12 protein-coding genes and 3 pseudogenes are annotated in these 15,693 nt (G+C 34.9%); 8 read left to right on the top strand and 7 right to left on the bottom strand.

Going from position 1 to position 15,693, the window contains the following annotated elements:
• From G573_RS11510 to G573_RS11650, 3 genes and pseudogenes are all read right to left on the bottom strand, one after another.
• Positions 1-202, bottom strand: a pseudogene (locus tag G573_RS11510) (ISL3 family transposase); the annotation flags it as partial.
• Positions 203-367: 165 nt separating this feature from the next.
• The gene (locus G573_RS10965; RefSeq protein ID WP_051175714.1) at positions 368-637 is read right to left on the bottom strand and encodes a hypothetical protein; all 270 of its coding nucleotides are present in this window, start codon (positions 635-637) and stop codon (positions 368-370) included.
• A 95-nt stretch (positions 638-732) separates the two neighbouring features.
• Positions 733-1,084 (bottom strand): annotated as a pseudogene (locus G573_RS11650) (tyrosine-type recombinase/integrase); the annotation flags it as partial.
• Between the two features lie 84 nt (positions 1,085-1,168).
• Here G573_RS11650 and G573_RS0106110 point away from each other — a divergent pair.
• Positions 1,169-2,191, top strand: coding sequence for a hypothetical protein (locus G573_RS0106110; RefSeq protein ID WP_027975880.1), 1,023 nt, complete (start codon positions 1,169-1,171; stop codon positions 2,189-2,191).
• Positions 2,181-3,785, top strand: coding sequence for a coiled-coil domain-containing protein (locus G573_RS0106105; RefSeq protein ID WP_027975879.1), 1,605 nt, complete (start codon positions 2,181-2,183; stop codon positions 3,783-3,785). The genes G573_RS0106110 and G573_RS0106105 overlap by 11 nt, the downstream gene beginning before the upstream one ends.
• Before the next feature lie 398 nt (positions 3,786-4,183).
• Here the strand turns inward: G573_RS0106105 and G573_RS0106095 are convergent, their stop codons facing one another.
• From G573_RS0106095 to G573_RS0106085, 3 genes are read right to left on the bottom strand one after another with little or no spacing between them, the layout of a single operon-like run.
• The gene (locus G573_RS0106095) at positions 4,184-6,013 is read right to left on the bottom strand and encodes an ImmA/IrrE family metallo-endopeptidase (protein WP_027975878.1); all 1,830 of its coding nucleotides are present in this window, start codon (positions 6,011-6,013) and stop codon (positions 4,184-4,186) included.
• A 9-nt stretch (positions 6,014-6,022) separates the two neighbouring features.
• The gene (locus G573_RS0106090) at positions 6,023-8,248 is read right to left on the bottom strand and encodes a DEAD/DEAH box helicase (protein ID WP_027975877.1); all 2,226 of its coding nucleotides are present in this window, start codon (positions 8,246-8,248) and stop codon (positions 6,023-6,025) included.
• On the bottom strand, positions 8,245-10,206 hold the full coding sequence (locus G573_RS0106085) for a site-specific DNA-methyltransferase (RefSeq protein WP_027975876.1): 1,962 nt from the start codon (positions 10,204-10,206) through the stop codon (positions 8,245-8,247). Before G573_RS0106085 ends, G573_RS0106090 begins: the two co-directional genes overlap by 4 nt.
• Positions 10,207-10,647: 441 nt before the next feature.
• Here G573_RS0106085 and G573_RS0106080 point away from each other — a divergent pair, with 441 nt between their 5' ends.
• The 6 genes from G573_RS0106080 (at position 10,648) to G573_RS0106055 (ending at position 14,779) form a co-directional block, all read left to right on the top strand.
• Positions 10,648-10,962 (top strand): hypothetical protein, encoded by a 315-nt coding sequence (locus G573_RS0106080; protein ID WP_002285155.1) that lies wholly within the window; start codon positions 10,648-10,650, stop codon positions 10,960-10,962.
• Positions 10,962-12,038 (top strand): ATP-binding cassette domain-containing protein, encoded by a 1,077-nt coding sequence (locus tag G573_RS0106075; protein ID WP_027975875.1) that lies wholly within the window; start codon positions 10,962-10,964, stop codon positions 12,036-12,038. Before G573_RS0106080 ends, G573_RS0106075 begins: the two co-directional genes overlap by 1 nt.
• 2 nt (positions 12,039-12,040) lie before the next feature.
• A complete protein-coding gene (locus G573_RS0106070) occupies positions 12,041-12,655 on the top strand; it encodes a hypothetical protein (RefSeq protein WP_027975874.1) in 615 nt (204 codons plus the stop codon).
• 132 nt (positions 12,656-12,787) lie between these two features.
• A complete protein-coding gene (locus tag G573_RS0106065) occupies positions 12,788-13,384 on the top strand; it encodes a replication protein (protein WP_027975873.1) in 597 nt (198 codons plus the stop codon).
• Entirely contained in the window at positions 13,377-13,631 is a 255-nt protein-coding gene (locus tag G573_RS0106060) for a DUF3173 family protein (protein WP_027975872.1), read from the top strand. Before G573_RS0106065 ends, G573_RS0106060 begins: the two co-directional genes overlap by 8 nt.
• The gene (locus G573_RS0106055; protein WP_027975871.1) at positions 13,628-14,779 is read left to right on the top strand and encodes a site-specific integrase; all 1,152 of its coding nucleotides are present in this window, start codon (positions 13,628-13,630) and stop codon (positions 14,777-14,779) included. Before G573_RS0106060 ends, G573_RS0106055 begins: the two co-directional genes overlap by 4 nt.
• A 314-nt stretch (positions 14,780-15,093) precedes the next feature.
• On the opposite strand, the pseudogene G573_RS11645 reads toward G573_RS0106055, so the two are convergent.
• Positions 15,094-15,390, bottom strand: a pseudogene (locus G573_RS11645) (HEPN domain-containing protein); the annotation flags it as partial.
• Positions 15,391-15,693 lie beyond the last annotated feature (303 nt).

The following is a 15,693-nucleotide window of genomic DNA, read 5'->3' as shown; positions in this document are numbered from 1 at the left end:
CTGCCTGCTCAAGGAGAGGAATTTTAGAAGGTCTCTGCCAGTCGTATTTGATCATTTTGACTTGGCAATGAGGGCAAGAAGGAGCGGGATAATCAAGGGTGGCTTGCACCTCAATGTGAGATTGGTGCTGAGAAGCCAAGATTATTTTGATGTGTGGGTCTTTTATTCCAAGTAATTCTGTGGTATTCTTAAGGTGTCTCATAAGTTACTTTCTAATGATGGTTTAGGCGCTTTTCATTATAAGTCTTATGAGGCTTTTTGTGTATTCAAAAAGCTCTACAATATCCAAAGTGGCGTTACCCACTACAGATATTATAGAGCCTCTAAAAGGCAGGGTCTCATACCTGCCTTTTTCTATTTTTTCACCTTACAAAATAATTCCTCTTCTTTTGTTGAACATATCAAGCATGAATTGATAATCGTTTTTGGGGTCATTGTTATTCCATTGTGTTGGTTTAAAATCTCCAATATCAAGTAAGTACTTTAATAGTTTACGACTAAAGTATTCAGGTGATAATTGGAGAAACTGATTTTCTTCTACTGCATGCAACAACTTAAACAATTGTTCTTTAATATCGACTTTGTGTTTCAAATTTCTTAATGCAGGAACTATCAATGGAATATAGCATATTTCCATTCAATCACAAACTTCATTGGTTGAACACCAGAAAGCCTTGAGATAATAATGTTTGTAGTGCTTTTTAAATCTATTTGGCGGGATTTCTGGTGGGGTTATCTTTTTAGGTTTTGATTCCTGTTAAATTTAATTTTTGTTTCTGGTGCAGTCTTGATTGATATATTTCCGCTCATAACTTCGGCGATTGATTCATCAGCGCCACTCCATAAGTGCGAGTAATGTTTCAGAGTAATTTCTGGGCTAGAATGTTCTAGCCTTTTAGATAAAATCAAAACTGATACGTTAAATTAGTTGATCAAGTAAGAAGCATTACTGTGCCGAAGACCTTTACCCTGTGTTCGTTCCACATTAGTTATTTCAGAATACTTTTGGATAATTCTAGATTTTACCATTTGGACGACCACCATAAGTCAAGATAAAGACCGTTTCGTTACCTAATCCTATTTCGTTCCCAACAATATAATAAGATATTTATCCTTAAAATGGTAATAATGGTATAATATTTGTAATAAAAGTAAGTGAGCAGAATAGATGTATATTTTTGAAACAACTGAACAGAATAATGCTAAGGCGAACGATTTTGAAACAAAGTCATTACTATATTTAATGAGTTTTAAACCTGATAGTACTGATATAGATACATTCTTTGTCGATTGTTTTAATGATATCACTGGGGTCAGTAATGATTTATTAAAACTTTGGGATGTTCAATCCAAAAATGTTGCCTCACTGACACCAAGAACTATTGGGAGACATTTGATAACATTATTTCAAAATTTTATATCACCACTTGAGTTTTATGAATATATTTTATTTATCCCGAAGTTAAAAGAAAATTATCTAAAAGATATTACGTTAACTGAATTTAAAATTGATAATTTTAAAGATATAGTTAAAATAAGAGAAGGACTAGTAGCAGAATTTAAACGTAGGAAAAATTTGGAATCGCTAGATTCAAAATACTCCTCACAAATTTCTGATTTTTTAAATCAGATATATTTTGTAACAGGAGATAGTTCGAAAGCTATTTACATTAAAAACATAATTCAGTTTAAAAGTAATATCAGAGATGATACTTTCTTTGAATCTATTTTTGATGAAGTTAGAAGTAAACAAACGGAATTAAAAAATATTTCCATACATAATATTTCTATTAATAATGTTGCAGACGCTTTGAATCTAAAAAAACATCTTACTAGGAAACAATTAGAAACTTTAGTCGTTAACAGAATAATTGGAGTTGAATTGTTCAAACGACGTATTCCCAATGATTTTATTGATGTTATAAAGGACGAACCAAAATCAGAAAGAAAAGATATTGTACAAAATTGTAATACTAATTTATCTCGATTGCTTTTTAACAAAAATAGTAATAAACGATTGTTTTGGGAGCTTCTTGAGCGTATATTAATTTTAGTAGAAGAAAAAGAAGATATTTACGAAATTTTGGATATAATCAAGCAAAGTAGAATTCCTAAAATGATAGATGAAGATTTTACTTTATTGTACTTAATATCAATGGTTAAAGAAGGGATTGAAGAAAATGTTGATTAAAAAAATTGCATTTGGTAACTTAGAAGAAGCCTTTATTGAAGAAAGATTAACAGATGGGGTTAATATAATTTATAGTGATGAAAATAATAAAGGAAAAACATTACTATTTCAAGCATTTATGTATTCAATTGGAAATACACCTATTTTCCCTGGAAATTTTAAAAAAGATGATTATCATTTTTATTCAATGATTAATTGTGCAGGAGTCGATTATGAATTCTTACGAAAGAAAAATACATTTTTAGTTAGATATCTTCAAGAATTTCATATCTTTGAAACTCTTTCTGAGTTAAAGTATTTTTTGAAGCAACAAAATATTTTCGATATTCCAGTGATTGAAAAAAACGGTAGGGAAAAAGTAGCCGATTTAGAACTTTTTTATGAGTTGTTTTTCGTTGGACAAGATAGTAGAAATCCTTCAAATATTGTTAATAAAGGATATTATAATAAAAGTGATTTTTTCAGTATGATAATCGCATTGAAAGGATATTCTAATATTAGTCATAGCAAAGAATTAGATGAAATAAAAGAAGAGATTAAGGCAGTTCAGAACGAAATCAAAGCCAATAAAGAATATCTAAAATTACTCAAAACAGACAAAAATGTTTCTAGCTATTTAGATAAATTTACTAGTAATGAAGAATTTGAAAAATTTCAAAGTCGCTCAAAGCAACTAAATGACAAAATTAGTGAAATACAACGAGAACGAAATAGAGAACAAGTTAGACAGGATAAATTAAATCAACTATTAAAGGAGTTAAACTCGCTTAACAGAGAAATAAAAAGTGGGAATGTATATTGTACAGATTGTGGCAGTTCTAACATCAGCTTTAAAAATCGTGATGTTAATTTTGATTTAAGTAACGTAGAAGTAAGAAAACAAGTTTTAAATTCGATTGATTTTCAAATTTTAATGAGTAAAAATGAAATTACTGAGTTGACCGAAGAACTCAATGAAGTTCAAGATGAATTTAAAACACTTTTAAAAGATACTCCAAAGGATTTTAAAAAAAGTTTATTGTATTCTGAGATTATCAATACAGATATAGATTATGATGATAAGTTGTTAGAGCTAAATAAAAAATTACACAGTTTACAATTTGATAAATCAATTTTAGAACAAAGAGGTTTAAACAATAAGGAAGCGATAAAATTAATTAAAGAGGATATCGTTACAAAAATGAATACTCTTTATAAAGAAATTGACCCTAGTGGGAAATTGATTTTTGATGATTTATTTACCAAAAAAGATGCTACTTATTCTGGAAGTGATGGTCAAGTATATTATTTTTGCAGATTAATTTCTTTAAATAACTTATTAAAACATTCATATCCAATTATCAATGATTCTTTCAGAGAAGGTGAAATCTCTACTGGAAAAGAAGAGTTAATGATTAAACATTTTAAAACATTAAATAAACAAGTCCTTCTTTCTGCTACACTAAAAAATCAAGAATATATTGATAATAAATATGAAAACCTCCCTGATATAAATGCGATTGATTATAGTATAAATAATGATAGTAAAATCCTTGATTCGAAATATATTGATGAATTTATTATTTTACTTAAAAAGTTTAATATTGAAATCTAAGTTAAACTACAAAAAGACTCTCCTAGTTGATATTCATACTAAGAGAGTTTTTATAATTTTATGGTGGGGAAGTTGGCGGGTATCTTGTCTAAAAAGATAAATTTATACCATTCTAACTTCAAATACCCTTATAGAAACAGTGTCAAACTTTCATTTTTACTTTCTATGTTATTCCTACTCAATTAATTTTCAATTGTAAAAAGGTAGCAAAGATGTTCTTTACCACATATACACGATTCCTATAGAAATTCATCTTCTTCTACATCTGAAATCTCCCACTCAGTAGCAGCACTATTTGACTCAGAATTATTAATCACATCTTTGATAAGAGTCTGCAAATATTTACTTTCTTCCACCATAACAATCCTTAGTAGCTACACGCTACTAATTCTTTTAGTTTATAATGCACTTCTATCCGGAACAAGTTCTTTGAATCCGTTATTGACAAGTAGTGTATTACACATATTCACATCTAAACTTGCTGTCCCACAGAGTATAAACTCATAAAGCATATCTTTTGGATTGCCTGTTCTCAGCACATTCCCTGATAGCTCAACCAACTTTTTGCTAACAATGGGGGGCAATTTCATTCCTACACAAATAGCAATGACACTTTCAAGTTTTGGTTCAGTTTTGCCATTTCTGAGGTTAGAAATTGCCTTCAAACCAAGATTACTTGCGTCAGCCAGTTCCTGATTTCTAACATCACGCCACTTCATCACCTCAATCAATGCAGGAGCAAAACTGCTCATTCCATTGAGCTTGGACATGATTTCAAGAGTATCGCTTATGTGAACGTCAACTTGTTCAATCCATTCGTTCTTATCCTTGGGATAGCTGATAGTAAATTGAATATCAGAATCAGCATCTCGATTAAGTAACAGAGTCAGGGCAGTTGAATTTCCTGTTCGGTTTATTGGAACAATATTAAACACTATACAGCACTCATCCATATGATGCCGTGCATAAAGAGTTAAAAACGGATTACCTGCAATGTCATAAGAAATATACTTCGCATCATTTATGCAGAGATGCGACTCTACACAAAGTAATTCACCCTTATCAACACGTTCTTTCAAATTTGGCTGGGATAACAGTTGTAAACCAAGCTGAATCAGATTTATTGAAAATGTCTGTGTATCTTCTAAATAACCGTTTTTCCATTTATGAGTTGGAACATATTTATCATCTAGGTAGATGAATGTTCCCTTTACTAAATCAAAACCACATTCTGCTAACCGAACTTTGGCAGATAGGCGTGACACTCCAAAAAACAAGGCTAGTTCATCAATCCACTTCTCAACAATTTCAAGTTCATCTTGCGTTTCACTAAACTCAAGGAGTCTTTGCTGTCTCATTCTTGCTTCTTGAACGAACATCTCTTTGGGCATCAAGATTTTGGGCGCTATGGATTCTGCATGCCACTCCATCCAACTAATCATATCGGACGAGTTTTCCTCTTTTATATCTTCGGTAGTGGAAAGAACAGATAGTTCTTCTTTCTCAGCTCGTGCTAACTCTAAAGCATAACGGTGCAATTCCCAGTGAACACATTCGTGAATAATCGTATTTCTAACAACCCCAGCATTCCGTAGTTGGGATAACTTTTCTTCAATGACTACTGTCCCTGCTGGAATCCCATTTTCAAGATTATCCTGAAAATAGATTTGTCCGAAAATCGAATTATCTGATGTGATAGTTTCGTACTTGATTTGCAACCCCATCTGTTTGACTATGGTTTCGGGTTCAATTCTAGTCGGAGTCAACAAGGCATTGGGTTCATATTTTTTCAACATTGCTTCAGCAACCTTATCCAAATCATCTTTCCAAATGAATGGAACCAGTTTATCAGAAAGAGGATATTTGAAGGTACTAAATGTTCCTTTCTCGTAAGCATCAACTTTTGTCACTCTAAAGTTTTTGATTCCTGCATCAGGTTTGCCTGCGCACGAGACACGAAGCCAACGATTCTTTTCGACCTCATCTTCACGGTAATAGGCAGTTTCAGAAACAGTTGCATAAACATTGGTTAAAATATCTATATCAATTTCACCGTCACTACGGTGACCTGCATAGACATTCCTAACTTCAACATCTATAACTTCTACCTCACCATCATAATTATTAGTGATTCCCAAATCTTCAAGATGGTCTAAGAAGTAATTCTCGCTTGCTTCATAGATTTCATTATAGAATGTTTTCTCAATATACTTACTAAAAGAAATCAAATTTCCCTCCTAAAATCCAAACAATTCATCAATAGGGTGCCAGTCGGCTATATCGTCTCTCCATTCACCCTCGTTCAGATATCGGAGAGTTCCAGCAATATCACGAACAAAAGCACCTTTCAGATGATACTTTTTAAGATAGGCTTTCAATGCTTCATATTTCAATGGTGCATAATCATCAATATTCTTATCCTTACCTTTAGCATCTTCTCCCCCCTTAGTCTCAACAATATAAACATCACCATTCTTCATTTTGATGATATAGTCAGGGTAGAAATGATGAGAAGAACTTGCTGTACGGTAAACCAAAGAAAAATACTGACTTCCTTTATCACCGTTCTTATAAAGAAAATCAACAACATCCTCATGTGATTCAATATAGTCCTCAAAGATTCGCTCTGCTTCACTTTCCTTAATAACACTGCTCGGATAACCATCATACACATTGGTTACTGTATCAGTATATTCCAACTTCGGATTATATAAATAGCGTTCCGTCATCGGAATGTAGAAATCATTTTCCTGAATATTTACCCGTCGCATACTGGTTTCTGGCTGAATATCTGCCTGTCTGAAAACTTCACGAAGTGCTCTCCAGTTATTCAAAATGAAGGCTGTCCACTCATTAGCTTCCAATTTCAAGAGCTTCTGTTTATTTGGCCGTTTATCATCCATAAAGAAACGTTTCAATAAAGCCTCAACTTGACTCATTCTTAAGTGAGCCACTCGGTCAAGTTCATGAAAAGCATGAAGTAAATCAATACGATTACCGTGATAATCAGCTTCTACTCGTCTTTCTCTATCTTGAAGACGGTCTGAATGTTCCAGCGTATCAAAGCGACCTTGTTTATAGGTGTTGACAATGGAACTTCCAAATTGAAGCCCCTGATTCTCTAACTTTTGTTTATTAGATTCCACGTCATCTGTCAAGTTCCATTCACGAACCAATCCTTGATAAAGATTTTCACGCAGGCCTTTTTCGCTTTGTCCCTCATGTAAGTCCAATTTTCGCTCACTGATTAGATGAAAATCTTTCGCGACCTCTTTGCGTTTCAAGAGTGGCGTTGGTACTCCAACTCCTTTTTGAGCAAATGCACCATTTAAGAAGTCAACATCAAAGGTATAAAGATAGGCATTGTCTAAAACATCTACATTATAATGCCCTTTTAGAGGCTCCGGCATCCTACGAATACGACCGATAGTCTGAATGGTGAAGGCTTCCCCCATGTTTTCACGGATTTTAATCAGAATCTTAGCACGAGGAGCATCCCAACCTGTAGCAATCGCCTGCTTGATAATGAGATACTCAACCTCATTACCAAGATCTTGCACATTAAGATAGTTTCGTTTTTGGTCTGCCAACCAAATACCTAGTTTGCCATCTTCGTATGTCTTATGTAATTTCTCTTGAAGATAGTTTACAATGCGACTAACCAATTCAGGTTCTGAATCTGATTTATCCGGCAATTGAACAAGCACTAAGGGGTTAATACCTGTTACACGGTTATCTGCATACCCCTGAACAATTTCTTTCCGTTTTTTCTCGGCACTTTTAAAGAGTAATTCAAATTCTGCACTGATATCCTGACTGTCATCGAGATAATTTTCAAGTCCTTCATTAACGACCACTGATTTTGTAATCAAACCTGATGCAATAACTTCCTCTTCGGTAACTTCATAGAATTCTACCTTATCAGGCATATTGGGGTCTTCAATGGTCGCTGACACTTTGACGGTCTTATCAGCCTTAAAGTGTGAAATAATTTCCTTGGCTTTAACTGTGTCATTGCTATGAGCCTCATCAATGATGAGGATAAAATGGCGGTCTGCTTCAAAGGCTTTGTCAATCTTGTCAATAAGATTATCTCGCTCACTATCCGTCAGCATCGCTTTTTTATTTTTACCTACAACCGACTCGTAGTTGATAAAAGTTGCTGTACCTTGGTCAAATCCTTGACTAAGTGCATCTGACAGTGATTGTGCCTTGATAGAAGAGAAATTCTTCGCTTTATCCTGACTCTGTTCTTCCAGCTCTCCTGCACCAGGCGTAAACCAGACAAAAGCAACATTATCATGGGTACTTGCAATATAGGTATTCAGCCAATCAAGAAGTGTAATAGTTTTACCTGAACCCGTTGGCGATTTAATAACTAGTTCATCAACACCATATTCAGGGGCTGTAAATTTTAATAGTTTATCGACTAGATTTTGTTGAAATTTTTTTAATTCAATCATGACCAAATATCCTTTCCAAAGTAGTAATCTGGAATCTCTTGTTTTGTGATGTTTTTCTCACGAAGAATGCGTTCTTGTTTGCTATCAAAGAAAACCTCAGGGTGAATAAAGAGGGTCGAATTGTCAATGAAGTCTGATTCTTTCATATTATCCAACTGTTCTTCTGACAAGATAACCTGTACTTTAGGATTAGAAATATCCACTCCAAATTCTAGCTCCACAAGCGGAGTCACATAGTTAAGCAATTCATATTCAAGCGTAACATCAGGAAATTCTTCCTTAACCACAAAATCTGTCTTGAAGTATTTGAGGTTATGAGGAATACCTTCTATATGATTTCCTTTTTTATTAACACCAATTACTTTAACATTAGAATCTTCAAAAACTATGTTTACTGCATCATAGTTTCCCTTATTTAATTCAACAATTTTATCAACCTCCATTTGGAGTGAATCAAATTTCTTTAATATCCTTTGTGTTAATTTCTTTTCAAATAACACTTCTTTAAAATCTTTTTTATGTGTATATCCTTCTGAAACTGCCTTTAACCTAGGATATGTTATAGAAGAACAAATTCCGTATTTTTCTTCATATTCTGAATATTCACTTGTATAGTCTTCGGGATGCCCAAATTTCTTTTTGAATTCTCTTTCCTTTTTTTCTCCAATAGCGTTATTAGTAGCTAATATATATTTTCTATTGCCACCACATAATTTATTGAGCATTTCAACTGCATGACCAGTCGTTCCTGACCCAGCAAAAAAATCCAATACTATTGCATTTTCTTTTTTCTTAATAGTTGCATATAAGCATTCATATACATTCCAAAGTGACTTTGGAAAATCAAAATCATTATGCGGAACCATACTATTAATTATCTGAGTACCATACTCATTTGCATCATACTTCTTATCAAACCATACCGTTTTATAAGGTGTATATGGTTTACCAATTTCTATATCCCAAATATTTTTATTAAAGGTTGGACGCAAAATATCCCAAATGGTCTCAACTGTTTGTCTTGCATATCTCCATTTTCGTTCTATCCCAGAGTTATCAATAGGATAAACGACAATAGTCCCATCCTCAAGAAACCTATTTTTAGTTGGATGTTCATTATCATCTAATACTTCTTCAAATCCGATAATTTTTTCATCCTTAATTTTTATTCCATAAAAACAATTTTTAGCATCTGTTCTTAACGACTCGCTGCCCCAGTTTCTTAGCGGCGACCAATCAATATCAGCTTCTTCCACTTCTCTTTCAAAAATGACCTTGTAATTTTTTTTATAAACAAATAGTGCGAATTCATTAGTATATGAAAAATTATTACCTTGAATTCCCCTTGGATTCTGGATGATTGTTACAATATCAACAATAAATTCATTTCCAAATACCTCTTCAAGTAATAATTTTAACGTCGCAACCTCATTTTCATCAATTGCACAAACTAGAACTCCATCTTCTTTTAATAGGAGTCTTGCACAGTCCAACCTACTCTTCATCATTGATATCCATTTACTATGTTTGTATGAATCTTTAAAGTCAATGTAGTTGTTGTTATATTTCCAATTTTTTGCTCCTGTATTATAGGGTGGGTCAATGTAGATAACATCAATTGCCCCCGCATGTGTTTTCTTCAAAAGGTGGAGACTATGAAGATTATCTCCTTCCAACAGAAAGTTAAAATCTTCTGACTCTGGATTTCCCACAATTTTCTTGGTCTCGTCTTCAATGAAAACCGGAATCCTGGTTTTCATCTCTTCCTCGACCAATTCAGCATGTTCCTCCCAAACAAGACCATATTTTTTGGTATTGAGCAGACGGATAAGATTTTCCAATTTCTCAACATCGTCATTCCGTCTATCCTCACGAGCCTGTTTTAGAAGTTCCTGCACATAGGCAATCGCCCCTTCCTTCTCATTCTTATGAGGGCGTTCAATAAAGTTTTGAGACATTACAAAACACCCCCATTCTCAGCAAATGAGGGTGTTTTTGTGCACGCAGAAAAGAGGTAGAAAACTACCTTATCGTTGCTCGTTGCTCGTTGCTCGTTGCTCGTTGCTCGTTGCTCGTTGCTAATGGTATCAAGTTCTAAATCTCCTTGTCAAGTGGTTTTATTCACTATTCTATTATACCACGAACGACTGCTTAAAAAATTTAATATTGTAAAAAAATGTCCCATCAAGTCTTTTTTTAGGGTGTTTTAAGTCATCATTTCAGAGCAAATAGCTAAAAAACGTTAATATATCAATCTTAATTATAGTGACTTGGCAAGTTATATATTTATATCTTAATCGGGATTAGAATGAGAATGTACTTAGCTAAGACAGTCCAGCTCATGACTAAAACCGAGCTACTTCACCTAACTCAATAGCAAACAATGAAAGGTAATTGATATGAAAACACGTAACCGTAAAGGCGGCTATTCAGCCAATACTGCAAATGAATACATTGACAATAAGCAAGCTATTTACTGCTTAAGCACAGAACTCGAACCACAACTTAAGTTTGAAGACAACCAGCCAACTGGGGAGATTATCGCTTATAAAGCTTGGTTTACTCAAAAAGGACTTCCACCATTTCAAGTAAAATTTGAATCAGAAGTAGAATTGCCTGCTTATATGACAATGGTGCAATTCGATAATCTTCAAGCCTGCGAGGTAGGCTTCAATGTTTACTTCAAAGCCGACAATCTCAAGGAGGTCAAATAATGACTAATAAGGAACTGGCGCAATACTTGCTTCAAAGCCTCAATATGGGGCTTGGAGCACTGATGCAGGGAGAGACCAGCTATACCAATAGTTTTGATGTCAAGATTATGTCTGATGGTTTTCTCTTTATTCCAAGGCTTCCAGCAGGCTACATCATTGATGACGACCTCTATCAGAAAATTTTCTTAATTGCCAATGCTGCACTCTATCCACGTTACACACTTTTAAAACAAAACTCTGCCTATTTTATGGCGCTTGATACTGATGATATTCATGTACAGCGTGGACTCTTCTTTCCTTGGAAGAAAGGTGTCTCTGAACGGCTAGTTATTTCGGATTTGGAAGAATTCACAGTCTCCCAAAAGGACACCTTCATTCCCATTATGAAGAATCTAGTCCTTGATTATAATAAGGTAACCTCTCTAGCTATCGCTGGGAACAGCGGCTCTGGGAAGTCCTATGCTTTGACTTACTTCTTAAGTCTTTTGCAGCCTATTTCTGATCTTATCATTGTAGACCCTAAGTTTGACACCCCGTCACGTTGGGCTCGTGAGAAGAGCATCGCCGTGATTCACCCTCAAAAAAACCGCTCTAAGTCAGATTTTGTTTCAGAAGTCAATGAAAATCTTAGCGCCTGTTTAGGAGTCATTCAGCAGCGGCAAGAGATTCTCTATGACAATCCTGAACATCAATTTGAACATCTGACAATTGTCATTGACGAAGTCTTAGCACTCTCAGAAGGGGGCAATAAGGCTATTAAAGAGTCATTCTTTTCTCTCTTATCACAAATTGCTCTGCTTGGACGAGCTACCAAAGTCCATCTGCTCTTAGTGAGCCAGCGTTTTGACCACAACACCATTCCTATCTCAGTTCGTGAACAGCTCAATGTCCTCATTCAGATTGGCAATATTAACAAGAAAACAACGCAATTTCTTTTTCCTGACCTTGACCCTGAAGGGATAGTCATTCCAATAGGTAAAGGAACCGGGCTGATTCAGATTATTGATAATGAACACCCTTATCAGGTCTTGCCGCTGCTTTGCCCAACTTATTACACGAAGAAAGGAATTTTGTGATAATGAAAAGAACTTTCTTTCAAAAAACATTTAATCTCAATGTCACTCTTTTAGTGCTTAGCTCCTTGTGCTTCTTCTTGAAATTTAGCCTGAGTCTCCTTATTCAATTGCTCGAAACTTCTAGACTAGCAGCTGCTTATGATGTCTTTAGCTTTATTAGTGAGAAGTTAAGTCTCCTTGCACACTATATTCAGCTAGGCGCCCTCTGTCTTGTCCTAATCCCAATCTTTTTGATTGGCATTGAACTCATTCAGCGGCTGACGAAAGATTCACTTTGGAACTATGTCAAGTCTGTTTATCAGACCTTTCGCATGCGACAATTCCTAAAACAAGAGAAACAGTCTGAACCCATTATCACTGTTGAAAATCAGACCGTTACCCGCTTCAATCCGATTTTGAAGGGCTTTAATCAAGCAGTTTCAAAATGCACTGTGGACGTGAGGAAAGAGTCTGTCAATCTCTTTATCAAGATGCCAAGAACCCAGCAGGCACAGAAACTTTTAAAAGAGATGGAAGGGCATATCAAGGAAGAAATTGCCAGCCGTAATCCGAGCTATTATTTTTCATCCGCTCATCGGGTCAAACAAACGCTTTGCTTCACAGGGACTAAACGTTAAGGGAAAAAGGCGGTGCTTGGCTCACGCAGTGAGAGCCAGAAGTACCGCCTTTTTAAACCCTATCTCAACCATGTAATGGGGTTACTACGACCCCCATTACACCAATAATCACTAATCAAAGAAAGGAAGACAATGACAAAAGAAAGACGCTCAAATAAATGGGCATTCCTGCTCTATCAGGAAAGTGCCCCTGATAACTACTTAGAAGTTCTTGAAAGCATGCACGTGCCATTTGTACTCAGTCCATGGCATGACAAGGATATCAATAAAGAAACCGGAGAATTTAAGAAACCCCACAAACATGGAGCACTCTTCTTTGGATCGCTTAAAAGCTATTCGCAAGTCTCAGAATTATTAACTGAACACTTGAACACTCCAGCACACGTAGAAATTGTGATGAGTCCTAAAGGCATGTATGATTATTTCACCCATGCGGAAAATCCAGAAAAGACCCTCTATGACATCAATGACATTGAATTCGGCTGCGGGTTTGAATTAGATAAATTTCTCCTCAGCAATAACAATAATCAATTCCTCACAACTGTTATTGACATCATTGAAAAACATAACTTTACAGAGTTTAACAATTTAGTCAGGTATGCAAGAACTGAGAATCCTCAACTCCTTAACTTAATTATGAATAAAACTTACTTCTTCGCTAAGTATTTGGATTCACGGCGACATAGCTCTCAGCAGAAACAAGCAATTAAAGGAGAGTATGATGATTGATATTGTAGACAAAAACGACCTAATGACATTAACCGGCTATTCACAAAGTCAGTGCGCGAAATTGATTAGAACCGCAAAAATCAAGTTGGTTTCAGAGGGTTTCTCTTGGTATGATAATAAGCGTGTTGGACGTGTTCCACTCAAGACTATTGAAGACATTCTCGGCTTTCGGTTATCTCAGAAAAATGATATAATTTATGATGTACTTCAAAATGCTGGTCTACATGATACAGGAGAACAGCAATGACAGTTACAAAACTTAAAAACGGAAAATGGCTTGTAGATATAAGTGATGGTTACAGTCACTTAACAGGCGACCGCATTCGTCACCGTAAAAAAGGATTTAGGACTCGCAAGGAAGCTGAACGATATGAAGCCGATTATCGAATCAATCAGCTTCATCAGTTTAAAACGAAAGACCGTCTGAGTATCGACTACCTCTATTCTCTGGTTCGTCAAGAAGATGAATTGAGAGGAAACAAAAGAGGAACAGTTGATACACAAGAATCCTATTATACCCAATATGTTTCCAAATTCTTCGCTAATGCTGATATGAAACTGGTCACCGTCAACGATATTAAGGAATATCGTGACTGGCTCATCCAGACACCAAGCGTAAAAGGAGGAACATTGTCAAACAGTCATATCAATCAACAGATGATTTTCATTCATAAGCTGTTTGAGGTAGCGATTGCTAAACGATTCAGAAATGATAACCCTTGTAGTGGACTCAAGCGTTTGCCTGAGCAACACAAGGAAATGTCCTACTACACACCTGAACAGTTTAAAATCTTTGATAGTTGTTTTACCGAAGGTGAATATCGCTATCAGCTACTTTATCGGGTATTGATGTTCACAGGTGCACGGCTTGGTGAAGCCTTGGCTCTTACTTGGAATAATGTAAATCTTACTGAACATTACATTGATATTGTTTATAGTGCATACTATCGTAAAAATCAAGTTCATATTGGAACAGTGAAAACAACTCAATCACGAAGACGGATTTACATTCATTCTGCCTTTGCTGAAGAGTTGAAACAATGGAAAGAGCAACAAGGAGAACTCCTTTCAGAGTTCACAGAGGACCTTGAAAGTCTTCAAATCTTTCAAGACTCTCCTGAAAGCCTGACTTCTGCCAATGTCACCAATTTCAAGACAAAACTGAAAAAGCGACTACCTGAGAATATGAATATGATTCGCAATCATGACTTCAGACACTCACATGCAGCGTTTTTAATCAGTCAAGGTCTACGAAATGGAGAAGGAAAAGATTATATCTTCTTCACTCTCATGAAGCGTTTGGGACATTCATCCATTAACACAACCATCAATGTTTACTCCCATCTTTTCCCGTCACAACAAAAAGAGGTGGCCAATGCCTTTGACAACTTCTAAAAAAGTGGTCACGATTGGTCACCGTTTCAAAACAAACAAGGTCTAAACCCTTGATACGAAAGGAATCTAGAAAATCTTATGATGAATATGCAAAACATACTTCACGGTTTTTTAAATTCCGTTATCATCAAAAACATCGATTTTACTGGACTAATCTTTCAATAACTTTGTTTAAAATCACAAAAAATCATTTTAATAAGACAAAAAATAGGCAATAGCAGTATCTGAATTGCACCAAAATAGCTTCCCTCTTTTGAAGGAAGCTATTTTATATTTTAAATAGTAAAGCAAAAAATACGAAACAGATCCAATTCTTAAAAGATATAATATCTCAGGACCTCTTGAAGAAACAATTTTGTTTCATACATCTCATGTACATCTGTTATCATTTCTGGATATTTATCTTTGGAATCGCCATGAGTATGATAATTACGAGTCTGAACTAACTTTTTTATTAACAATTCTCTATCAGTGCATTTAGAAAAAATTTTAGTCCGATTAAGCTCTTCTATTTGAATCAAACAGATTTTTAAACGCTCAGAAAGTTTAGGTTCTTTTTTCTTAAATTCCAATCTGTTTCTAAACTCTCTTCTAATTTCTTCTAAAATATGGTTATATCAAAGTATATCCTTATATAGATACTCATTCATAAAATATATCCCATCTTTTATAAAAGAACTGTAGAAATTGACCTCTCTTTTTTCTTCCACCTCCGTATCATGATTGACTATAAAATACGTAACAATATACAAGCCCGTGGCTATTAAAAGATAATAAGCAGAGCTCTCTCTTTTCTTATGGCGTATGGTATATGTAACAGTATAATTATGAAGGGATAAGACTCATAAACAAAAACAACGGTTTTTCATACCGTTGCTTTTTCACTTATTGGGAGTTATTCCTCTTACTCTCAA

The sequence above is a fragment of the Streptococcus devriesei DSM 19639 genome (assembly GCF_000423725.1).
GTDB classification, from domain to species: Bacteria; Bacillota; Bacilli; order Lactobacillales; family Streptococcaceae; genus Streptococcus; species Streptococcus devriesei.
Note: the sequence above shows the minus strand (reverse complement) of the source record. Positions and strands in the feature narration are given on the sequence as shown.